Source organism: Capnocytophaga sp. oral taxon 338 str. F0234 (genome assembly GCF_000192225.1).
Lineage (GTDB): Bacteria > Bacteroidota > Bacteroidia > Flavobacteriales > Flavobacteriaceae > Capnocytophaga.
This window is the reverse complement of the sequence record NZ_GL872413.1, coordinates 39,602-62,958: the sequence shown is the minus strand read 5'-3', so window position 1 is coordinate 62,958 and position 23,357 is coordinate 39,602. Positions and strand designations below refer to the sequence as shown.

Below are 23,357 nucleotides of genomic sequence, written 5' to 3'. Positions count from 1 at the left end.
TGTTAAAAAAAGTGAAATTTAGGATTAACAAAAAAAGTGTTAATAACTTTTTTAAAGAAAATATATCCTTAGATGCCTTTATAAGAAACTGGAAATAAGGGCATTATCAGTTATTTGTTTTTAGGAAAATTTACAGGAAAGGATAAAAAGTAAAATTATTTTTATAAAATTGCACTGGATAAATAAAAAGTAAGTACATTTGACCCCTGAAAATAATATTGTAGATTATGATATTGAAACTTAAAAAAGCAGTACTTGTTGTAATAGGTTATCTATTGGTGGCCTGTGGTGGAGGTAGTGACCGAGGAGAACTTGTAGGAGTGAAAGGAGGACATTGGAAGCAGCCAAAACCTTATGGAATGGCTTTGGTTCCGGGAGGTGCTTTCGTAATGGGAAGTTCTGACTATGATAAGGCTCATACAGAAGATGCTACCACCAAAACTGTAACAGTAAGCCCCTTCTATATGGATGATACTGAAATTACTAATGGAGAGTATCGCCAGTTTGTGAATTGGGTACGTGATTCCATTGTACGTCGTAAGTTAGCTATTATGGCAGAAGAAAGCGGTCAGTCAGCTGGAGGAGAAGGGATAGGTAAATATGCTTTCTTGGATACAGAGCAAGAAAAGCTCAATGCTTATGATAAGTACATGTATGAGAATTATGGCGATAAGGATAATCCTGAAACTCGTAAAATTAATAGAAAGGTTAAGCTTATATGGGATAAGGAAAAATATCCAGATGAACATTATGTAGAGGTAATGGATTCCATGTATGTGCCTATTGAGGAAACTTATAATGGTAGGCGCCCACTGGATGTAGATAAGCTTGTTTTTAAGTATCAGTGGATGGATATTGAAGCAGCAGCTCGTTCTCATAAGAAAGGTCGTAAGGACTTTATAAAGGAAGAAATTGTAAAGATTTATCCAGATACTACAGTATGGATTAAGGACTTTAATTATTCCTATAATGAGCCTATGCACAATGATTATTTTTGGCACTATGCTTATAGTGAATATCCTGTAGTGGGTGTATCCTGGAGACAGGCAAAAGCTTTCTGTGAATGGCGTACACTATATAAGAACTCTTTCCAGAAAGCAAAGAAGAAAAAGGATGTGAATGCATTCCGTTTGCCAACAGAAGCAGAGTGGGAGTTTGCTGCTCGTGGAGGTTTAGAGGGAGCAACTTATCCTTGGGGAGGTCCCTATACTACCGATAGTAAAGCATGCTTTATGGCTAACTTTAAGCCTTCTCGTGGGGACTATGCGGCTGATAATGCCCTCTATACAGTGGAGGCAAAATCCTACCATCCTAATGGGTACAATCTTTATAATATGGCAGGTAACGTTTCTGAATGGACAAATACCTCTTATGATTCTAATTCTTATGAATATATGTCCTCAATGAACCCTAATGTAAATGACCAACAGAATAAGAGAAAGGTAATTCGTGGAGGTTCTTGGAAAGATGTGGCTTTCTATACACAAGTAGCTACTCGTGATTATGAATATCAAGATTCAGCACGTAGCTACATAGGTTTCCGTACAGTACAAAGTTTTATGGGAGTGCAAAGAGTAGATTCCAAAAAAGGAAATCTTACCAATATGAGATAAGAAAAATTAAAAGTTAATAAATAATCGAAGTATAATTAAAAAGTAAAAAAATGGCAAATTCAACAAGGTCATCAAAAAAAATCATAAACATGGTTTATGGACTTGGAGCTTCTGTAGTAATCCTTGGGGCTCTTTTCAAAATTCTTCACTGGGAACTTCCTTTAGGAGGTGTTAAAGTAGGAGGAGGAACTCTCTTGGCAGTAGGGCTTATTACAGAGGCAATTATCTTTGCAATCTCTGCTTTTGAACCTGTAGATGCAGGATATGATTGGTCTTTAGTATTCCCAGAACTTGCAGGTGGAGAACCTAAACAACTTAATTTTAATGGTGCACCACAGTTGGGAAGTCAAAGAACTGAACAAGAAACACAAATGATAAAAGAATCATTATCTCAAAAATTAGATGATATTCTAAGAGAAGCTCATGTGGATGCTAACTTAATGAACTCATTGGCAGTTAGTATTCGTAATTTTGAAGGAGCAGCTAAGAATATTGGACCTGCAGCTGATGCAGTTGCATCTACTCGTAAATATGGAGAAGAACTTACTACAGCTGCTGTTCAATTAGAGGCTTTGAACTCTCTTTATCGTATCCAATTGGAAAGAACTGAACTTCAAGTAAATGCACAAGAAGGTATGGTGGATAACCTTAATTCATTGAATGCACAAGTTAATTCATTTAAAGAACATTTGAGATCTCTCAACACAGTGTATGGTGGTATGCTTTCTGCAATGGGCAGTGCAAAATAATTCTAAATTAGTTAATAATCATTAAAAAAATTTAGAAATGGCAGCAGCGAATTCACCACGACAGAAGATGATTAACCTGATGTATCTGGTTTTCATCGCGATGATGGCTCTCAATATGGGGAAAGAAGTGTTAAGTGCTTTTGGACTTATGAATGAAAAGTTACAAGCCGCAAACCAACGCTATGAATCCACTAATGAAGCCGCTTTCGCAGAGTTAGAGAGAAAGGAACAAGAAAAACCCGACGAGTATAAGGAAGCCTTAGAGAAATCACGTAGGGTGAGGGAACTATCTAATGAATATTATGCTTATTTGGGCGAGCTCAAGGAAAAAGTGATGTCCCAAACAGTCAATAAAACAGATTACCAAATAATGGATCAATCTGACTTCTTAGATGGCATGTTCTTTAAGACAGAAGGATTAAAACCTGAAGGACAAAAATTCTTAGATAATATTAATAATTATCGCAATGAATTGGTGAGCCTATTGGGGTCAAAAGATGATGAGCTTAAGGCTATCATTGAAGAACGTTTTAGTACAGGTACTAATAATAGAGTAAAGAATCGTGACGGAAATGAACTTGGTTGGGTACAGTATAACTATGAAGGATTCCCATATATTGCAGCCGTTACAAAGTTCTCTCAAATTCAATCCGACGTTCGCCAAACAGAGCAAGATTTCTATAAGGCAATGTTAGGAGAAAAAATGAAGGATGAACTTTCCATGAAACACTATACTACCCTGTTAGAACAATCAAGAGGGGCTTACTATACCAATCAAGAGTTTGACGGAGCTATCGTTCTAGGACGTAAGGATAATTCCACCAAACCTAAGAAAGTAGAACTTACTTTGGATGGACGACCTCTTTCAGATTCTCAAGTAGAGGTAGTTGAAGGAAAGATAAAATTGAAAGTAAGTACAGGAAATATAGGAGAGCACAAAATAGCAGGTACTCTTTACTATGAACAAGATGGTGTAGAAACTCCTGTGGAAGTGTCTCAGACATTCACGACTATTCCAAGACCTAATGAAGCAGTAATTTCTGCAGATAAGATGAACGTGGTATACCGAGGTGTAGTGAACCCAATGACCATCTCAATGCCAGGTGTTCCAGATAGTCAAGTAACAGCTTCAGCTCCAGGACTCTCTCGTAAAAGCGGACCTAATTATATTATGAAACCAAATGCAGGTTCTGCAGAAGTTAATATTGTAGTTACAGGTACTTTTGATGGACAAAAGTTTTCTTCCTCTAAGAAATTCCGTGTGAAAGATATTCCTAAACCTGAAGGAGCTATATTGCGTACTACAGGAGCTGTTAAGTTAGGAAAATCTAATGTATTGGCTGGAGAACTTACAGTAATGTTCAATGATTTTGATTTTGACCTTACTACAAGAGTGAATTCATTCCGTATTTTGGTACCTGGACAGCCTAGTGTAGTGGTACAAGGAAATAGAGTAAGTGCTAGTGCAGCAGCAGCAGCGGCTGTTAATAGAGCAAAGAAAGGAGATATCATTCAGATTTCTGAAATTCGTTACTCTGTATCTGGATATAGTGGAACACCTAAACCTGCTACACCTGTATCTATTGAAATATTGTAATAAATTAAACGATTATGAAACAAGCACTAAAAAAAGTCCTTGCGCTATCTTTTGTGTGGATAGTATCCTCAACTACTTTTGCACAGGTGAACATTCTAAATGCAAAGGTACCTTCTGAGATAGGTGCGAAAACCGCAGCTCAACAGGAATCAGATAATGATGTTCCTCTTCCTTATGGATATGTAGATGATCGAGATATTATGTGGTCTACTACTACATGGGAACTCGTTGACTTGGAAGAAAGAGCCAATTTCCCACTGCTATTCCCTATTGATACGATGGAAATTGGTGCAGATCGTCGCTCCTTATATGATGTACTTCTTAGAGCGATGAAAGAAAAAAGACTTACAGAAACTTATGTAGATTCTTATTTTACTGAAAAAAGAAGCTACGATGACCTTAAGTATAGTCTTTCTAAAGCAGATACATTGGATGCTGGGTATGAGATCCTTAATCAAGGAAAACCCTTACCTCCCGAATACATTGTACGTACCGACCTTACCTCAAGAGACATTGTACAGTACCGTATCAAAGGCTTATGGTACTTTGATAAGCGTCAAGGAGAACTCAAATATCGCTTACTTGGAATTGCTCCAGTAGCTCCTGATGTAAGTGTTTTGGGAACTGATGATGCACAATCCAACTTAGTGGAACTTTTCTGGGTATGGTATCCTTCTGCAAGAAATATTTTGCATAATGCAAGGGTATTTAACCAGTTGAATTCTGCAAATCGTATCTCCTTTGACCACTTGCTTAATGCACGGCGTTTTGTAGGGGTTATCTATAAGGAAGATAACGTGTATGGAGATAGGGAAATTAAGAAATATCTTCCTGATAATGCTTTATACCAACTCTTAGAAGCAGAGCGTATTAAGGAGCGTATCCGCGATAGAGAACAGGATATGTGGGTTTATTAATATAATAAAGAGGCTGTCTGATAAGGACAGTCTCTTTTTCATTGTATGGAAAAACTTATCACCTATATAGAAAAAGTAATACCGCAAGTACCCATAGATGTTGGGGTAATCTCAAAAGTTTTTCAAAAAGAAAATCTTGCTAAAGATACTTTATTGCTGGATTGGGGACAAGTATGTCAGCATTATTATTTCATAAATAAGGGTACACTTAGGATATTCTTTTATGAGGAAGGAGAGGAGTTCACCAGTTGGATAGCTTTTGAAGATTACTTTTTTACTGAGTTTAATAGCTATATGACTCATTTGCCCTCTCGTTATATTATTGTAGCTCTCGAAGATACAGAGGTGTTAAAAATACATGAGCAAAGGATGAATGAATTGCTTCAGAACTGCTCTTGGTGGCAACAGTTCTTCTTGCTAAATCAACAGCAAATCATATTACAGCTAATGAAAACGATTGAGCTTTTTCAAACTCAACCAGCTAAAAACCGCTATGAAGCCTTATTCAGTTTCCCTGCTTTTATACAAAAGGTTAAGCAGAAGGACCTTGCTACAATGTTAGGAATGACCAAATACTCTATCAGCCGCCTTAAATCTTTTAAATAAGAAAATGAAGTTGCCAAAAAGCAACTTTTTTTTGTGTCATATATACTAATTTTGTATTCGTAAAGATAATACGAATATGAATCAAGAAGAACAATATCGTTTTAGACCACTGGATGCTTATCAGTGGATAAAGGACAAAGCGTTGGTATATATAAGGACAAAGCAATGGATAGATGCTTCACAGTTTGAAGAGTTCTTAATTGTATTTGAAAGTAATTTTGTTGTCTCTTTGGAGAAAGTAGCTCCTCTTATTTGTAATGAATTAGACAAAGGAAATGTACAATTTGCAGTTTTGACAGTAGCCTTATATGAGGCTTTTATAGAATTCCATTACTCCGAAAAGGAAGCCTTTCACTATGTGTGTATTGCTGTAAATGAACCAATTGCTCCTTTTATGGAACAGAACACAGAAGCCTTTTTAACAGCCTCTGAGGATCCTTTTGAAACTATTGTTCAAATATCCAAAACACGAGAACAAAACTATTTTGGTAAGAGTTTCACCTTTGTACACCGTATAGATGATGCTTTCGGTTATGTCTTACAAATTAAGAGTTGTCTATTTCATGAAGTATTGAAAGTTCTTGGATATCCTTTTTTGCAATCGATCATCTGTCAGATAGATTGTGGTTGGATAAAAGGTATTAAGTCCGATAAACATGGTTTACAATTTGTACGTCCCACTACCTTTGCTACAGGGACTACTTGTCAAATGTGGTTTATAAAAAAGGAGCCCACTCCAAAAATAGCTAAAAATATTGATGATTTAATGTAATTTTGATTTATAAATAAGCTCTGTATTGTTATGAAAAACTTTTAAAAAGGTCTTCTATTTTGAAAACTATTTTGTATCTTTGTCATATACTATGAGAAGTATCCTTTTATGAAAAAAATAATTTTCTTTTTTTTGTATTCCTTTTTATCAATTATTACAAAAGCTTTTTCACAGGATATTTATATTGATAATCTTGTATCTATTTTACAAGAATTACGAGAAGCTACTACAAAGCATACTGATTTATGGGACAAAGAACTCTATGGAGGACTTCTTTTTGTTGATCCCAAAACACGTATAGTATATGCCAATGAACCGGACAAAGAAAGATGTCTCCAACCAACGAAGGGACTGTATATAGGCACACTCCCTACTGAAATTAATATAGCTAATACCGCTATGAAATGGGGTGGTAAAGAATGGGCAATGGTAATGCTTCCCTTACCTGATAAAAAGGAAGAACGAATTACGTTATTAGCTCATGAATTATTTCATAGGCTACAACCTCAATTACATTTCATCAATGAAGAAAGGGATAATGCTCACCTTGATACGCAAGAGGGAAGAATCTATCTAAGGTTGGAACTGGAAGCTCTTAAGAAAGCTCTTTTTGCTAAAACACTTAAGGAGCAAAGGAAGCATCTTATGCATGCACTTGCCTTTCGGACTTATAGGTATCAACTTTTTCCAAAAGCAGTTGAGGATGAAAATGTCATGGAAAAGAATGAAGGATTGGCAGAATATACAGGACTTACAGTTGCTGGATTTCAGAATAACCCATCAGTAGGGAATTATTTTAAGGTACGAATTGAAAATTTTGAAAAAAATCCTACCTTTGTTCGCTCATTTGCTTATACTACGATCCCTATATACGGCTATTTTGCCTTCAAAGAAAAGAAATATTGGAATAAGGATATTACTAATGAAACCAATCTTACAGATTACTTCATTAAGTTTTTTAATATTACTCTACCGGAAAACTTCTCTAAATTCCTAAATAAATGGGTTAATATTTATAATGGAGTCAAGATTACTGAACAGGAAAAAATAAGGGAACAGCAACGGCAGCAACTTCTTACACACTACCGTGCAAAACTCATTGACCGTCCACATCTGAGAATTACTTTTCAAAAAATGAAACTCTCCTTTGATCCTCGTAATGTAATTCCTTTAGAAGGGGCAGGAACGGTTTACCCTCAGATTCGAATTACAGATGTATGGGGTGTCCTTTCTGTTACAGGGGGAGCCCTTATTAGCTCTGACTGGAGAACAGTCACAGTGGAGGCTCCTATCGAAATCAATGGGAACCGTGCGCAAAGTAAGAGTTGGAACTTGATATTAGAAAAAGGCTATACAATTGTAGAACAAGAAGGAAATTACATAGTATGTCCTCAGTAAAGCGGTAATTAGTGAAGAGTATAGGCTAACGAAGATTCTTCAATATTGCATTGATATTTAATGGTATGCTTAATAAACTTGTTTAAACTTTTTTCAAGCTCTTATTCATGTCCCACTAATAAATGACCAACTGTTTCAAATGTAATGAAAGTACAGTTTGGAAATCTGAAAATTACATCTTTCATTCTTTCATAAGAGGCTATTTTATCATCCATGGCGTAAAAAATAAGAAGAGGGAACTTAATTATTCAAATAGGATAATTGTTAAAATTTCTTAACATGTCTGGATTTATCCGAGAACTGTCATTTATAATTTCTTGTTTTCTTTGTTCAATAGATAACTTAGAATGATGACTTGAGGACACACCTAATATTTGTTTAAAATGCCAAAGATGAACAAAAGAGGGCTTGAGACCAAATGTTTATTTCTTCTATGCTTGATGGATAAAAAAGAAGAGAAATGGATGGTAATTTGAAAAAATAAATGTATTTTTGTTATTGTTACCCATTATTAAGAAATGCCGTTTAATTTTGATTTTCTCAGCCAGTATTTTACCGAAGTACACTTCACTAAGGGAGCACTCTTGACCTGTGCAGGCAAGGTAGAAAACTATTTGTATTACCTTAGCGAAGGGATTGTACGTTTCTTTTATTATAATTCCATGACCGACAAGGAGACTACTGTGGATATATTGTTCCCAGAGACCTTTTGCCTCTCTTATGCCTCTTTTGTCAAGCAAGAACCCTCGTTGCTTTCTATTGAAGCCCTTAAGGATGTTACTGCCTATAAGATAGGACGCGAACACCTTGAGCATCTGATACAGAAACAGGAGTATCTCCAAATAAAAGCCGATATATTAGAACATTTGCTTATTGAGAAAATGCAACGAGAAGCCCAATTTCTGCTACAATCCCCCGAAGAAATCTACCGTACCCTATTGGAGAAAGATCCTAAGCTTATTCAGAATATTCCGCTGAAATATATCGCTTCTTATATAGGCATTACCCCTCAAGCCCTTAGTAGAATACGGAAACGCATTTTCTAAGGAACTTCATTTATTAACCCAAGTTCATTTTTTCTATGGTTTTTCGTCGTTATTTTGCCATGAAAAACAAATACAAATAAAATGAACTTCAAAATGTTATCTATTACTTTTATGATGGCGCTGGTTGCCCTTAAGGGACGCGCTCAAGATTCTGATTTCATGACCCTTATCAAGGCAGCTACTCAGGCGCCTTCAGGTCATAACTCTCAGCCTTGGTGGTTTGAGACTACGACTCATAGCATTGTGATCTCTCCGAATTTGGACAAGGCACTCCCTGCAGTGGATAGCCAGCACCGCGAACTTTTTATTAGCTTGGGTTGTGCCTTAGAGAACCTCTGTACGAAGGCTACCGAACTGCATTACCAGACTGAGGTAATCCTTAGCGAAGAAGGAGTTATCACCGTAGGACTCCATAAGTCCAATACGGTTGTCTCTGACCCTTTAGCAGCTATGATTGACAAACGACAAACTAACCGCTCTGTCTATGAAAACCGACAAATAGACTCTATACTATTGCAAAGACTTATAGAAAGGGTCTATCAAGGACAGGCTTCTACCGAGAGGCAAGTAAAACTCTATACCTTTGCCAAGGATACTCCACCTTTTGAGACCCTCACCCAAGCGGTACTACAAGGCAATACCGTGCAGATGGGAGACCCTGCTTTCAAAAGCGAACTCCTCTCATGGATTCGTTTTAATAAGAAACACGCTGAGAGTACCCATGATGGGCTGAGCTATGCAGTATTGGGGGCACCTAACCTACCTCGTTGGGTCACCGAACCTATTGTAAAGGCGAGCCTCAAGGCTAAGACGCAGAACAAGACCGACCTAAAGAAGATACAATCCTCTTCGCACATGGTGCTGCTGACCACCGAGAAGAACGATATTCTCACTTGGATACAGATAGGCCGCACTCTTGAACGCTTTTTACTCTTGCTCACTCAGGAGGGAATCGCTCATGCTTACCTTAACCAGCCATGTGAAGTGCCTGAAATCAGTGCTACACTGAGAGAAAATCTTCCCATAGCTCATGCTTACCCCCAAATACTTCTACGTCTTGGTTATGCGCAACCTATGGCCTACTCCAAAAGGAAAGATATTAGAGAAGTCATAAAAGTGAAGAGTGAAAAGTGAAGAAAGAAGAATATGGAATTTATAACAATTAACGATTAACAATTAGATGAAGAAATATCTTTTACTTTTTACCTTTTACTTTTTCTCTGCCTCTGCTCAGGTTTCTTTTAAGACAGATATATTGGGTAAAAAAGACCTTTTGAGGGAGGAACTCTCCCTACAATTGCCCATACATCTTGATTCGCTTGCCAATGACTCCTATAGGCGTATAGGCGTCTGGACAGCGGGGGGCAATATAGTCTTTCAACAGATGAACCCTACAGAGGAGCTACCTTATCAGACGATGAACCTTAGTGCTAATGTGTTGCATCTGCGCCCATTAGGTACCCGTTGGTCATGGCTTGCAGCGATAGGGATAGGAATATATACGACTGAAAACCGACTCTCGTCCATTGCAATAGGGGAAAATGTAGTAGCCAATGGAGCCTTGCTTTTTATCTGGCATCAGAACCAACATTTGCAAATAGGGGCAGGAACGCTCGTCAATACCCTCTTGAGTTATCCCATGATTTTTCCTACTGCTTTTGTAGAATATCAAGGGGAGCGATGGACAGGATGGGCTAAAGGTAATTTCTTAGAAGGAGGAAAGGGGGCTATAGGCTATCATTTTAATGACGTCTTTTCACTGTATCTCTTAGCCGACGCTTCTATCTATGCCGCTTTCTTGAGAAAGGAGGGCAAAAAAGCTGTCTTTTTCACCCAGCATAGTATCATTGGTCTACAACCTGATTTTAAGGTAGGCAAATACCTATATATCCCTTTGGTTGTGGGGATAGACCTTATGCGTATGAGCATCTACAAGGAGCGGAAGTTTAATACTTTCTTTACACAAACTTTGGAAGGGACGTCCAAACAAAGCTATAGTCCTGCATTCTATTTCTCAGTAGGGATAAAATTAGTAAATTAGCTCATTGTCAAATTTACTAATTTACTGATTGACTCACGGGTAAAACTGTTAATTATTTGTTATTAATCGTTAATCATTGAATATTAATCATTATCTTTGCCCCTGATTTTAAACAACTATTGTTTAACCTTCTAAAACTTTTGAAGAAATGACCTATATCAAGTTACATATTACCATAGAATTACCTTTGCACAAGGTAACGCTTCGTGGCGTATCCGCTTGATTAGAATAATAGTATAATATATAGAAAAGCCCGAAGCGACTGCTTCGGGCTTTTTCCTTACCTCAGTCCTCTCCAAAGGAGAGGAAAATCGCTTGTCATACTACGACATTTCCCGAAGCAATTTGTTAATTATTAATTGTCAATTGAGATGGGAAATCTATATATTACATCCGAAGGAGGAACTCGCCTCCGCAATCTGCGTTCTCGTAAACGTATTGCTCGAACCGACCATGAAAAGTACTTGCGCGCTTGCAACAAACGACAAGACGTGCTCTTAAAACAACGTCGTGAACTGCCTCTTGTTCCTCTTGACGAACCCTACCAAAGGGGTTATGTGCGTTTCTTTGTTGTCTGTGAAGATGTGAAACGCAGTAAGTCAGGTGAGTTTTTTGAAGATTTGTTGAGGAAAATCAATACCTATCAGTATGCTGATAATCGCAAGTTTCAAAAGAAGAAAAAGCGTAGAGGAAAGCGTACCTATATACCTCTAAAACAAGAACTTCGCTCTTTCAGTCAATGGGAGTGGGAAGAGCGGTGCCGCAAAGGCAGATTTACACCACGAGAGCAGGCACTTTTTGGCAAAGTAGAATGCTACTGTCATCGTTCTAAGCGTTTTGAAACTTATTATGAGTTTATAGACCAATGGCGTTTTGAGCTGCGAGTAAGACCCTATATGATTACACACTACCGCCCTATAGATGTAGCCATAGAGCGAGAACTTGCCGACTTGGAGAAGGTCACAGAAGATTATAAGAACAGGGGTATTATCAGGCATAAAATCTATGGAGGCAGTTATTCGTGGAAGCAATACGAGAAGCGCTATACGCCTAAGGAAAAGTACAAACGCACCCCGCTAAAAGAAATCGCAGCCCTTAAGTATCACACCTCAGCAATAGAAATCGCTGATTTCCTCTTAGAGGTCAATATTTAACCCTTATCTGAACAGTCTGCCCGTCAGACTTGTCTGATTTACAAAAAAACAAAGAAAATGCAAGAAAAAATCATACAAATCACCGCAGGGCGCGGTCCCTTAGAATGCCAATGGGTAGTGGCCAAAGTGCTGAAAGTCTTTTTGCAAGAAGCCACCCAAGCGGGCATCAGCTATACTATTCTCAGCCGTGAGGAAGGCGATGCCAACCTCACTGTAAAATCGGTTACGGTGCAACTCAAAGGCAAGGAGTTAGCCGCTTTTTTGAAAACTTGGCTCGGCACAGTGTGCTGGGTAGGCAAGAGCACTTTTCGTAAGTTCCACCAGCGCAGCAATTGGTATATAGGCGTTTTTGAGCTTGACCAACTGCAACGACAGCCTTTCTCCGAGTGCGATGTACAGTTCCAAACTACTCGTTCGCAAGGCAATGGCGGACAGAATGTAAACAAGGTAAATTCAGCCGTACGTGCCACCCATCTGCCTACGGGTATCAGCGTATTGGCACAGGATTCGCGTTCGCAACTCGACAATAAGAAATTCGCCCTTGCCCGCCTCAAAGAGAAACTCATCGAGATAGAACTCCAGCAACTTTCCGAGCAAGCGCAGAGCCATTGGAACAATCACACCCAAGTGCAACGAGGCAACCCTGTGCGCACTTTCAAAGGCACTGATTTTAAAAGCACTTATGTAGAAAAGAGCTATAAGAAAGAACGTGCTGCTGCCAAACGTCTCTGTAGGGGCGAATGGCAATTCGCCCATTAACAATGGTAATTCGCTTAGCAAATACCTAAGCCCTAACACCTAAAAAAAATGGCAAATTTAAAACTCAAAGGGAAAGACCTCCTCAAGTTAGGCTTCCCGAATAATCAATCTATTAATGTAGCGTTAGAAGTGATGAAGCGCAATTTCGCTACTAAGAATGCCGCTTATGTAAAGTCGGTACTTGAAGATATTTTAAAAAATCCTGTGCAGTACGAGGGGCATCTTACTTTTGGTCAGATAGCCGAAGCGCTGCTTTCATCTACCAAAACCGAAAAACGACAGCTCAATGCCTCACGAGCGCCTTATCATATCTTTGGCGATGACATCACTGAAGAGGCTAAAACGCAACTCTATACAGCGCTCAAGCTCCCTATTTCAGTAGGAGGTGCCCTCATGCCCGATGCCCATAGTGGCTATGGCTTGCCTATAGGGGGCGTGCTGGCGGTAGAGAATGCCGTGATTCCCTATGGGGTAGGCTTGGACATTGGTTGCCGTATGTGCCTTAGTATCTTGGATATCCCTGTGTCCTACCTCTCAGGGGCACGTGATAAGTATGAGAAAGCCCTTATGGAGCACACCAAGTTTGGTATGTACGAACATCATAAGTCGCATGTAGAGCACGAGATTTTCGACCGCGATACTTTTTTACTGATTCCTATCCTCAAGCGATTGAAGGATAAGGCAATCAAGCAGATGGGTACTTCGGGCAGTGGCAACCACTTTGTGGAGTTTGGCGAGGTAGAACTCTTAGCCGACGATCCGCAGATAGGTTTGCCCAAAGGAAAATATCTCGGTATACTTTCTCACAGTGGGTCGCGTGGCTTTGGCGCGGAAATTGCTCAGTATTACGTACGCGTAGCTGCCGAACAGTGTCCGCTCCCGAAGGAAGCCCAACAGTTTGCTTGGCTGGATCTCACTACCCACTTAGGGTTAGAGTATTGGACGGCTATGAACCTTGCGGGCGATTACGCTTCGGCTTGTCATGAGGACATTCACCGCCGACTTATTCGTGCGGTAGGCGGTCGCCTAAGAGCACGTATTGAGAACCATCACAATTTTGCATGGAAGGAAATTCACGATGGTAAGGAGGTGATTGTACATCGCAAAGGAGCGACCCCAGCAGGGGAGGGTGTATTGGGTATTATCCCTGCTTCCATGACCGAGGCAGGCTACATTGTGCGCGGTAAGGGCAATGCCGAGAGTTTTGATTCGGCTTCACACGGGGCAGGGCGTGCTTTCTCTCGTAATGAAAGCCGTAGCCGCTTTACCAGTTCTGATATCAAAAAAGCCCTCAAAGTCAAGGATATTACCCTCATCGGAGGCAATGCCGAAGAAGCCCCTATGGCTTATAAAAACATAGAAACGGTAATGGCTTCCCAAAGTGATTTGGTGGACATTATTGGTACTTTTCAGCCGAGAATTGTACGTATGGACAGGTAGTTAGTGACTAACGACAAGCAACAAGTGACTAATAACACGGTAGAATCAGTCATTTGTCATTTGTTACTATTTTTACTATCTTTGTCCCCATGATTTTTCACTATTCATTTTTCACTCAAAGAGATGACCAAGAAAAAGAAAACCCTTCCCGCCAACTTCAACGAACTGTTAGAAGCCAAAGATTTAGACGCACTTAAAGCGGTGTTCAACGAATGTGAGTTAAACGCTTACGATCGTCGTTCGTTCAAGACCCCTGCGCTTTCTTTTCATAAGATTCCGCTGGAGCTAATGGACTGGCTGATTGCTCAAGGGGCAGATATCAATGCCAAAGATAATATGGGGGCACAATGTGATAGAGCGTACACTCATAACGGCGGAGGCTATCTGCCTCAAGCTCTCAAGGCTATCAAAATTTATTTGAACGCAGGATTGAAGCCTACTGAATATGCTAGAGAACGACTCACTATCATAGGTGAAGATTTTGAATTTCGCCGTGCTGATACTAATTCTGAATGGTTAGAAGAAGCAGATGCTTCCCTCCAAGAACTATACATACTCTTTGATGTGCCTCCTGTACCACGTCGCATACAGCATGATGGCAAATTGCCTATTGTACTGGCAGGCGATACGTGGGAAGAGCGTTACGAACAGGCTTGGATACTTTTGGTATCTAGCAAAGGCAGTGCATCCACTGTGCAGGGTGAGGTAGTGCGTATTGCAGGTAGAGTGAATGATGAACTTTTGCGTAACGCTATGAGCAACTGGGATAAGGAATACCGCAAGATGATCACAACCATTAGCGGTTACTTGACTCAGGGTAATCCACTTACCGAAGCAGAACTTACCGAAGTAGCCAATATTCAAAAACACATCTTAGAAGATGATGGCATAGGCACTCATCGCCTATGCGAATTAACGACCGCTTGGGTGGTGCAGAACCCTCAGCCTATTGCTTTTGGGAAAGTAAATTATAAATACTAAAACAAAAAAATCCTTTACTAAAGACTTTTGAATGTTGACTTTGAGATATGGTAAAACTTACTGAAATAAGAAGTGTACTTGAAAAAGAAGACCTTGATACGATTTATCTGCGACACTTTCAGTGGATAAAAACATTAATCCCTTTTTGGAAAGAGGCTGTTGTCAGAATCGCAGAACTGAAGAATTTTCCTATAGAGAAAAGGGACAAACATCTCAAATCTATTGAAATGTCACTGGAACTGATGCCTGCTTGGCGACTCAAAAAAATAAAATACGTTGATGCCAGAAGAAAAGAAATAGATAGTGCAATTAGTTTTATTCGCCCCTCTTCATTTACACCAGCGATTTTAAAATACGCCTTTGCCCCTTTTTGTATGAATATGATTGGTATTCTTCGTCCTTTTTTGTATGTTTCCAATTCATATTATTCAGATGAGCAAGTACCCACTGTTATTGCACAGAGCATCTATGAGATAGCAATTTTACATACTTCTTTCCCATTTAATACGAGTGATTTTGTATATTTTCTTCCAGCGGAAAAGTCTATTCACACGGATAATCCAGCTGATTTGGATAATTGGCACCTAATGATGGATACAGTGGGGAAAGCTTTACAAATCACCCCTTTAATAGAAGAAGTTTATAAGCAGGCTGCCGAAATTTGGAAATCTTATGACCGACCTTTTCAGTGGGAATACAATCAGGATATTTGGTATTTGGAGGAGGAAAATTTATCACAGCAGTTGCACGATTTAACTGTAAAAGCCTTTCATAATAAATAACATCAAAATTTATGGAACATAACAATATTATTACTGCGCAAGAGCGCAAAAACAAGAGTATTGCCATACTTGCCTCGCAAGGTGTGCCTTATATAGAGCATTTGCCCTTGCGTTATGAAACAGAGGAAGTAACCCCTCGTGATAAAAAGGAAGTTATTGAGCGGGTTGCTTGCTCTTTTGCTTCTATCATGTGTGCTTTATCTATCGGTAAAAAGGAATATACTGAGGAGGATAAGGTATATATGACACAAGATTTTCTTTCAGCCAAATACGATGCTCTTGACCTGCTTACCCCTATGGAGAAACAGGTGATTGCAGGTGCTGTAAGCGAAGCAGAAGCTATAAATGCTGCTTGGAAATATGAGTCGATTTGGACATTGCTCTGGGCTTTAGGCATCGTAGAAGAGCTATCGTTTCCCAATGAGATTTGTGATTGTGATTTGGTAATGCATACAATGGATCGTTTTGAAGGACTTAGCGACTTTATGGCACATACTACCTTGCGCCCCATAGATGAAATATTGCAAGCCTTAGACTTGCATTATCGCTATCACTGGGCGGCGGTCAATGCTCGTGTGAATGGATCAGACCCAGCAGGTATAGATGAAGAAGTGGTAATGGAACGCCGTGCAGGCTTGGAGTGGCTCTGTTGTAAAGATGAAGAGAACGATAACCTTACTGATACCTATAACGCTTGGGATTACCCTGATTTGAATACTTAGTAGGTGAATAGTTAAAATATCATTTTCATAATATAAAAATCTCAATGATTTTATCTTTGAGAGTAAGGAAGGAAAACAAATTGATTTTATTGTTTATCATTAAGAAAAGAATGGAATGAGAAGAAAGTTTCTTTTATATTTTAATATTTGGTGTTTATTATCAGTGATTCTTGCACCGATAATAATAGTTACTTTTTTCTATAATCAGGATTTTTACCAAAAGAGCATCATAGAGTTTGTTTGTGGAAGTATTTTTGTTTCTGCATATCTCTTATTTCCATCTCTTTTTATATATCAGCTATTCACCAGAATAAGAAATAGAGAAAAAACACGAAATTTCACTATTTCTTTAATAACCTTTTTTGTTATTCTTCTGAGTATTTTGTTCTATATAGGTTTATATTGGATAATAGATGAGGCTGTTACAAATGTTTATAGAAATGATACATAGTTAAAAATGAGACAATAAGAAAGTTCTAATGACCTTAATACAATTATTATGCACTTATATCCTGCTATATCTTTAGAATTAGAGATAGCAATGAAACTTTTGTTTCCTTTGTTAGTCCTTCACTTGATTATTTTTGTAATAAGAAATACAGAGAATGATTTTTCTACTCTATTAGAAAAAATAATAACATGGGGTACCATCATCTATAACGTAGCAGTAGGTTACTTTCTGTGCCAATGTGTATGTCCTGTGTACTATGACTGGGAGTTAAACCTTATAGAATGGACTCTTGTGCCTATCTTTTTTGCATTTTTCCTTTTGCTGTTGAATATCCTCTATTTGATAAGATATAAAAATAAGCGTTATGAAAATGTCTTGTTTGTGCTCAGTGGGGGATTATTGCTGCTAACCCTCTATGAGTTTGTAGTTACCCGACCTTTTGAAGAACAAGAGGAAACTTCTTTATTAAGAGAAAATCTTTTAGAACATGCTCCTCTGATTAATTTTGCAATTAACACAGTGGTAAGTTTGTGCTTTATACTGCTTGTGGGCTATAGAAGAAAATGGCTGTGATTGTAAGCCTCATCTCTTTACCTTATTGACAAATTATCTAATTAGATAAGTCTTCATCAACGACTAAAATAAAATCGGCTTGGTTATAGCTTTCTTTAGCCAGTTTTTTAAGCGCTGCTTGGGAGGTAGTGGAGATGGTCAAGATCCGTAGGTTGGGTCGATCACGCTTGAGATACCACCAAATGCCTTGATAGAAGTCGGAATGGTAGCTTCCATTGAAATGAACAAAGAGAGTATTAGGCTTTAAGTGTGCTAATATAGACTCGGCCATGGTAGCGTCCTTAATAGCCTCTGCCATGGGGAAGTTTTCCGTATTGTGTCCTAGCATCTTTTTCATCTTCTCATATTGGGAGAGTGTACCGTCATAGGGAAAAGGTAGGCGTACCATCCATTGTTTTTCTGTGCTGGGCAGCGTGTCAAGGGCTTGCAACCCTTTCTTATAGACAAGGTTGGCATATTTACGAGGAATATTGGTCGCCACAAAGGGGAACTGGTGTTTCTTGGCAAAATCTACCAGAGGCTTATAATCCGTCTTGTAGTTCTTCCATAGGCGAGCTAAGGAGTCCAAACCCTTTTGGTCAATAGCTCCCTGCAAATAGTGATCTAAGGCTTCTTGGTTGTCTCGCTCCAGCATCTCCGCCCCTAAGATAAGTGGGTGATTGGGTTGTAGGTCTTTGATAAGTTCCAATTCCAACCAGTGGGCAATAGGGTTGTTATGATACTCGCCAAAGAGTACTACATCGGCTTTTTGGCTCCTTTTCAGGAGCTTCTTATAGGAAGTATGCTTGCCCTTCTTGTCAAAGAAAACAAAGGCTTTTTTATCCTGAGCAAAACCTTCAATAGTTAGTAACAACCCCAAGTAAAACAAAATCGTTCTCATACTCCTTCATTTTTCACTTTATCTGCCCCCATTCTTGTGCATGCGTAGGAGCCAATTTCAAGAGTACAGCACGCACCTCTTCTTTTTTATTTAGAGGCTTTCCACCGGAAAGAATCAAAGCTATTTCGTCGGCTTTAGCATCAAAGAAGAGCTGAGAGATAAACCGATTGATACGGCTGTTATTAATCTGATTGAGTTCTAAGAGAGCAGCTCCTATTTCATTTTTTCCTTTTTGGGCATCTTGTGACATGATATCTAATCCCTTGCGATGATAGGTGTATAGTGCCTTGTGGAAAGGAGTGAAATCTTCTGCTAAGAGATCGGTTGCCATTTGCCAACGGTTATTAGAACCATTCTGTTGCCAGGCACTATCGGAGCTACTTTGGGCATTGAGTACTACTGAAAGAGCTTGTTCAAAATAAGGAACTCCTCCCATAGGAGCAAAAGTATCAGCGTCTAAACCAATAATAATCAATACATAATAGGCAATAAAGGAGGACAGATTAGAGGTATAACTACTGGGATTAAAATAGATAGGCTCATTCTCAAGGTAAGAGAAAGAGACCCCTTTCTCTTGATAGTTGAGTAAGGGAGTAGGGTAGGCACTACCGTATACGGGACGAGAGGCTTGTATCTGTATATCCGCGGTGAAATTGTTATTTTCAAAAGAAGTGAAAGTAAAAACAAAAGAACAGTTAATACGCTCATTCTCTCTTGCCTTTATATTAGTCCACTGGTTTTTATTAATAAATTCCTGTAGAGATTTTTGTAATACGGAGAATACACGTTGATTTGTCTGGTTAATACGTTGTGTATTCATAGTTACTTTACAAGAGAGTTCTTGAGAGTAAACTACTGGGGAGAGTAGAATTAGGAAAATAATAATAAGTTTTTTCATAGAATAAAATTTAGAAAGAAGCTCTATTTTATCAATTCAGTGTGGATTTCTGTAAGAATATCTATAGCTATTTCTGTTTTTGATTTCAGAGGAATAGGAATCTCTCTTCCTTTATTGGTAATAAAAGTTACTTTATTGGTATCTCCTCCGAATCCTGCACCCTTGTCATTGAGGGAGTTTAGTACAATAGCATCTAAGTTTTTATGAGTGAGTTTTCCTTTAGCATTTTCTATTTCATTTTCTGTTTCAAGGGCAAAACCTATAAGGATTTGTTTATTTTTCCTTTTCCCTAAGGAAGCTAATATATCTTGGGTTTTTGTCAATTCTAAGGAGAATATTTCTGTTTTCTTTTTGATTTTCTGAGGAGCTTGTATTTGTGGTTTATAGTCAGCAACTGCAGCTGCTAATATGGCTATATCTGATTCTTCAAACTTCTCATTAGTTATTTCATACATCTGTTCAGCACTTACTATATGGTATACTTTTACATTATCTATTATAGGAAGTGAAGATGAGGGACCTAATATCAAAGAGACTTCAGCACCCATTAAGGAGGCTATATTAGCTAAAGCTATTCCCATTTTACCAGAGGAGAAATTTCCTATAAAGCGCACAGGATCAATCATTTCATAAGTAGGGCCTGCTGTAATAAGGATTTTCTTTCCCTTGAAGAGGTCCTTCTTAGTAAAGAAAAACTGAGATAGCGTATCCATTATGACCTTAGGCTCTGCCATACGTCCTTTTCCTATCAAGCCACTGGCAAGTTCTCCTTCTTCAGAAGGAATCAGATGATTTCCGTAGGATTCTAAAAGAGAGATATTATGCTTAGTAGAAGGATGATTGTACATATCAAGATCCATAGCAGGAGCAAAAAATACAGGGCATTTGGCTGAGAGATAAGTGGCTAAGATTAAGTTATCACAGATACCTGTTGCCATTTTAGCCAATGTATTAGCAGTGGTGGGGGCTATAAGAAATACATCCGCCCATTGGGCAAGTTCTACATGGCTATTCCATTCATGTTCATTGGTTTGAAAAGAAGTATATACTTTATTCTTAGAGAGCACAGAGAGAGTAAGAGGTGTTACAAATTGACAGGCGTCTTTACTCATAATAACCTTAACGCTTGCCTGTTCTTTGACAAGCAAGCGTATAAGGTTTGGAATCTTGTAAGCTGCTATTCCAGCAGTAATTCCTATAAGTATCTTTTTTCCTTTAAGCGAAGGAATATTCATGGTTGTGTTCTTCATCGGCATAACGATAATAAATGTCCCCATCCAACCACTCTTTTACAGCAATAGCTTGAGGTTTAGGAAGTTTTTCATAGAATTTGGAAACTTCTATTTGTTCTTTATTTTCAAAAACTTCTTCCAAACTATCATTATTGATAGCAAACTCTTCCAATTTTTCTTCCAATTCTCGCTTAATTTCAGCATTGATTTGCGAAGCACGCTTGGCTATGATGGAAATAGCTTCATAGAGATTACCCGTTTGGGCGTCTATTTTATTCTTATCATAGGTGATGGTACTTTGCGGTGCATCAATGCGTTTCAAATTTATCATAATTCACTTATTTTCTTTAAAATATCTTGATACATTTTATCAGCCCTTCCTTTAAAGTCAGAGTCTGGGAAAATACGTACGAAATTCTCATATTGATTCTTAGCTTCTTCAAAGCGCTGTTTCTCTTTGCTCTTTACACTATTTTTTGCTAATTCATAAGCTGAATGAAAGCGATAGTACAGAGCCTCTTCACGGAATACAGAACCAGGATTTTCAATTAGAAAATTATCAAATGACTTAATAGCAGCCTGATAATCACGAATTTTATCATATCCTTTGGCTATTTCAAAACTCTTACGTTGGAGCTTAGTAAGTAGTTCCAAAACCATATTATTAGCCTCTCGTAGATTTTCACTATTTGGGTATCTGTCAATATACTCTTGGAGTGCATCCAGAGCCTTATAAGTACCTTCTTGGTCTAAGCTATATTTTGGAGATTCCAAAAAGTAACATTTTCCTTGTAGGAAGAGAACTTGTTCAGCCTTTTCACTACGAGGGTAATTCTTAGTGAACCGTTCATACTGATACGCTGCCAACAAATACTTTTTTCGTTTGTAATAACTATCTGCATACATGTATAAAGCCTCTTCTCCCTGAGGGCGACCTATATAAAAACCCACGACCTTCTCCAAAAGGCGCATGCTACGAGCATAATCTCCTTTTTCATAAAGAGACTTAGCTACTTTGTATTTTAGTTCATAATCCTCTGTCTTTAAGGCTTTTTGGTATTCTCCACAAGCTGAAAAAGCAAGAGAAATAATAAGCATTATAGCTATTACTTTTCCTTTCATATTCATTGGGCAAAGATACGTATTTTTTTAATACTTCCTAATTTTATTTTTCAGGGGTATTTTTTAGAATTTCCAAAAGATATTTCCAAAATTTCTGTACGGAGGAGATACTTGCCCTTTCAATGGGTGAGTGAGCTCCGAGAATGGTAGGGCCAAAACTGATCATATCAATATGAGGGAAGTGTTCACCCAAAAGACCACACTCCAATCCGGCGTGGATAGCTGCTACATTAGGTTTCTCATGGAAAAGTCGTTCATATACTTCTGTTAGTACATGTAAAATAGGAGAATTAGCATTAGGTTCCCAAGCGGGGTATTCTCCAGAGAACTCTATCTTATACCCTGCCAATTCAAAGGCAGCGGCTAAGCTACTAGCTAGATCATGCTTGCTGCTTTCCACAGAAGAACGAGTCATGCTCAATACGGCTATTTTACCATTTTCTACTTTTACATTAGCAATATTGTTACTTGCTTCTACTAAGCCTTCTACGCTGCGACTCATAGCATATACACCACAAGGAGCTGCTGCAATTGCTCTGAAAAGTGCTATTTGAGATTTTACATCCATTACTTTAGCAGGAGTAGCAACTTCCTTTAGAGTGATGGAGAGATGCTCTTCTACCGGTTGTAATTCTTTGAATATAATAGCGGCATTTTCTTTAAGTTCTTTTTCGAAGGCTACTTTGTGTTCAGTAGGTACTACTATGAGGGCTTCGCTCTCACGAGGAATGGCATTGCGCAAGCCGCCTCCATGTAATTGACTTAGACGTAGACCGTATTTTTCATATTGTTGGAAGAGCAAGCGGTTCATGATTTTGTTTGCATTACCACGTCCCATATGGATATTCTGTCCACTATGTCCACCGATAAGGCCTGTAATACTTAGCTGGAAAGCTACTACATTATTAGGGGTTGCTTCCTCTGTATAGTCATGATAAGCAGAGACATCTACAGCACCAGCACAACCTATCTCTATTTCATTATCTTCTTCAGTATCAAGGTTAAGGAGAATTTTCCCACTAAGAGCATCAGAACTAAGTTCTTTGGCACCAGTCATTCCTGTTTCCTCATCGGTAGTGAAGAGTGCTTCTATGGCAGGGTGTTCTATAGTATTGCTTTCGAGAATAGCCATAATAGCAGCAACTCCCAAACCATTGTCAGCACCAAGGGTAGTCCCTTTAGCACGTACCCAGTCGCCATCTATATAAGTTTCAATGCCTTGATTATCAAAATCAAAAACGGTATCATTGTTTTTTTGGCATACCATGTCCAAGTGAGATTGGAGAATGATAGTTTTTTTGTTCTCATATCCCTTAGTAGCGGGTTTGCGGATAATAACATTTCCTGCATGGTCAGAATGTGTCTCTAAACCGAGTTTCTTACCAAATGCTACCATGAAGGCAGTTACTTTCGCTTCTTTCTTGGAAGGACGTGGTACGCCGTTGAGGTCGGCAAAGCGATTCCATACCTCTTTTGGTTCTAATTCTCTAATGGTTGTACTCATTATAAATAGATTGAAAATTAATACTTAACAAGCTTTTACACTTGTCTTAAAAATAAATGGTGTGCAAAGGTACAAAAATTTATTCAATTAGCATATAGCTGTAGAGCGTTTTTTATCACA

At 38.5% G+C, this 23,357-nt stretch carries 23 protein-coding genes; 17 read left to right on the top strand and 6 right to left on the bottom strand.

Annotation, left to right across the window (positions count from 1 at the left end; genetic code table 11):
- Window positions 1-227: 227 nt before the first annotated feature.
- From gldK to HMPREF9071_RS00195, 17 genes are all read left to right on the top strand, one after another.
- Window positions 228-1,613 carry a gliding motility lipoprotein GldK gene (gldK, locus tag HMPREF9071_RS00275; RefSeq protein WP_009744518.1) on the top strand — a complete coding sequence of 462 codons (1,386 nt, stop codon included), beginning with the start codon at window positions 228-230 and terminating at the stop codon, window positions 1,611-1,613.
- A gap of 50 nt (window positions 1,614-1,663) precedes the next feature.
- Window positions 1,664-2,362, top strand: a complete 699-nt coding sequence (gene gldL, locus HMPREF9071_RS00270) for a gliding motility protein GldL (RefSeq protein ID WP_009744517.1) — start codon at window positions 1,664-1,666, stop codon at window positions 2,360-2,362.
- A gap of 37 nt (window positions 2,363-2,399) precedes the next feature.
- Window positions 2,400-3,959, top strand: coding sequence for a gliding motility protein GldM (gene gldM, locus HMPREF9071_RS00265; protein ID WP_009744516.1), 1,560 nt, complete (start codon window positions 2,400-2,402; stop codon window positions 3,957-3,959).
- A 14-nt stretch (window positions 3,960-3,973) separates the two neighbouring features.
- Entirely contained in the window at window positions 3,974-4,876 is a 903-nt protein-coding gene (gldN, locus tag HMPREF9071_RS00260; protein WP_009744515.1) for a gliding motility protein GldN, read from the top strand.
- 45 nt (window positions 4,877-4,921) lie between these two features.
- Window positions 4,922-5,482, top strand: coding sequence for a Crp/Fnr family transcriptional regulator (locus HMPREF9071_RS00255; RefSeq protein WP_009744514.1), 561 nt, complete (start codon window positions 4,922-4,924; stop codon window positions 5,480-5,482).
- A 76-nt stretch (window positions 5,483-5,558) separates the two neighbouring features.
- A complete protein-coding gene (locus HMPREF9071_RS00250; RefSeq protein ID WP_009401265.1) occupies window positions 5,559-6,254 on the top strand; it encodes an L-2-amino-thiazoline-4-carboxylic acid hydrolase in 696 nt (231 codons plus the stop codon).
- 108 nt (window positions 6,255-6,362) lie between these two features.
- Window positions 6,363-7,652, top strand: a complete 1,290-nt coding sequence (locus HMPREF9071_RS00245; protein WP_009401263.1) for a hypothetical protein — start codon at window positions 6,363-6,365, stop codon at window positions 7,650-7,652.
- Between the two features lie 518 nt (window positions 7,653-8,170).
- Entirely contained in the window at window positions 8,171-8,698 is a 528-nt protein-coding gene (locus tag HMPREF9071_RS00240; protein ID WP_009401262.1) for a Crp/Fnr family transcriptional regulator, read from the top strand.
- Window positions 8,699-8,779: 81 nt separating this feature from the next.
- Window positions 8,780-9,832, top strand: a complete 1,053-nt coding sequence (locus HMPREF9071_RS00235; protein ID WP_009401261.1) for a nitroreductase — start codon at window positions 8,780-8,782, stop codon at window positions 9,830-9,832.
- A 46-nt stretch (window positions 9,833-9,878) separates the two neighbouring features.
- Window positions 9,879-10,739, top strand: coding sequence for a DUF6268 family outer membrane beta-barrel protein (locus HMPREF9071_RS00230; protein ID WP_009401260.1), 861 nt, complete (start codon window positions 9,879-9,881; stop codon window positions 10,737-10,739).
- Between the two features lie 371 nt (window positions 10,740-11,110).
- A complete protein-coding gene (locus HMPREF9071_RS00225; protein WP_009401259.1) occupies window positions 11,111-11,893 on the top strand; it encodes a hypothetical protein in 783 nt (260 codons plus the stop codon).
- 57 nt (window positions 11,894-11,950) lie between these two features.
- Complete coding sequence (gene prfH, locus HMPREF9071_RS00220; protein ID WP_009401258.1) at window positions 11,951-12,652, top strand: peptide chain release factor H; 702 nt, start codon at window positions 11,951-11,953, stop codon at window positions 12,650-12,652.
- 48 nt (window positions 12,653-12,700) lie between these two features.
- Window positions 12,701-14,092, top strand: coding sequence for an RtcB family protein (locus HMPREF9071_RS00215; protein WP_009401257.1), 1,392 nt, complete (start codon window positions 12,701-12,703; stop codon window positions 14,090-14,092).
- Between the two features lie 123 nt (window positions 14,093-14,215).
- The gene (locus HMPREF9071_RS00210) at window positions 14,216-15,073 is read left to right on the top strand and encodes a hypothetical protein (protein WP_009401256.1); all 858 of its coding nucleotides are present in this window, start codon (window positions 14,216-14,218) and stop codon (window positions 15,071-15,073) included.
- Window positions 15,074-15,120: 47 nt separating this feature from the next.
- Window positions 15,121-15,855, top strand: a complete 735-nt coding sequence (locus HMPREF9071_RS00205) for a hypothetical protein (RefSeq protein ID WP_009401255.1) — start codon at window positions 15,121-15,123, stop codon at window positions 15,853-15,855.
- A gap of 11 nt (window positions 15,856-15,866) precedes the next feature.
- Window positions 15,867-16,577 carry a DUF4272 domain-containing protein gene (locus HMPREF9071_RS00200; protein WP_009401254.1) on the top strand — a complete coding sequence of 237 codons (711 nt, stop codon included), beginning with the start codon at window positions 15,867-15,869 and terminating at the stop codon, window positions 16,575-16,577.
- 499 nt (window positions 16,578-17,076) lie between these two features.
- Window positions 17,077-17,601, top strand: coding sequence for a hypothetical protein (locus HMPREF9071_RS00195; protein WP_009401252.1), 525 nt, complete (start codon window positions 17,077-17,079; stop codon window positions 17,599-17,601).
- A 37-nt stretch (window positions 17,602-17,638) separates the two neighbouring features.
- On the opposite strand, the gene HMPREF9071_RS00190 is transcribed toward HMPREF9071_RS00195, so the two are convergent.
- Genes HMPREF9071_RS00190 through HMPREF9071_RS00165 form a run of 6 tightly spaced genes read right to left on the bottom strand, consistent with a single transcriptional unit; the run spans window position 17,639 to window position 23,237 of the window.
- A complete protein-coding gene (locus HMPREF9071_RS00190; RefSeq protein ID WP_009401251.1) occupies window positions 17,639-18,481 on the bottom strand; it encodes a ChaN family lipoprotein in 843 nt (280 codons plus the stop codon).
- Between the two features lie 13 nt (window positions 18,482-18,494).
- Window positions 18,495-19,379 carry a DUF4835 family protein gene (locus HMPREF9071_RS00185; protein ID WP_009401250.1) on the bottom strand — a complete coding sequence of 295 codons (885 nt, stop codon included), beginning with the start codon at window positions 19,377-19,379 and terminating at the stop codon, window positions 18,495-18,497.
- A gap of 23 nt (window positions 19,380-19,402) precedes the next feature.
- Complete coding sequence (gene coaBC, locus HMPREF9071_RS00180; protein ID WP_009401249.1) at window positions 19,403-20,614, bottom strand: bifunctional phosphopantothenoylcysteine decarboxylase/phosphopantothenate--cysteine ligase CoaBC; 1,212 nt, start codon at window positions 20,612-20,614, stop codon at window positions 19,403-19,405.
- Complete coding sequence (locus HMPREF9071_RS00175; protein ID WP_009401248.1) at window positions 20,595-20,942, bottom strand: DNA-directed RNA polymerase subunit omega; 348 nt, start codon at window positions 20,940-20,942, stop codon at window positions 20,595-20,597. Before HMPREF9071_RS00175 ends, coaBC begins: the two co-directional genes overlap by 20 nt.
- Entirely contained in the window at window positions 20,939-21,739 is an 801-nt protein-coding gene (locus HMPREF9071_RS00170) for an outer membrane protein assembly factor BamD (protein ID WP_009401247.1), read from the bottom strand. The genes HMPREF9071_RS00175 and HMPREF9071_RS00170 overlap by 4 nt, the downstream gene beginning before the upstream one ends.
- A 37-nt stretch (window positions 21,740-21,776) precedes the next feature.
- On the bottom strand, window positions 21,777-23,237 hold the full coding sequence (locus HMPREF9071_RS00165; protein ID WP_009401246.1) for an aminoacyl-histidine dipeptidase: 1,461 nt from the start codon (window positions 23,235-23,237) through the stop codon (window positions 21,777-21,779).
- Window positions 23,238-23,357: the final 120 nt, after the last annotated feature.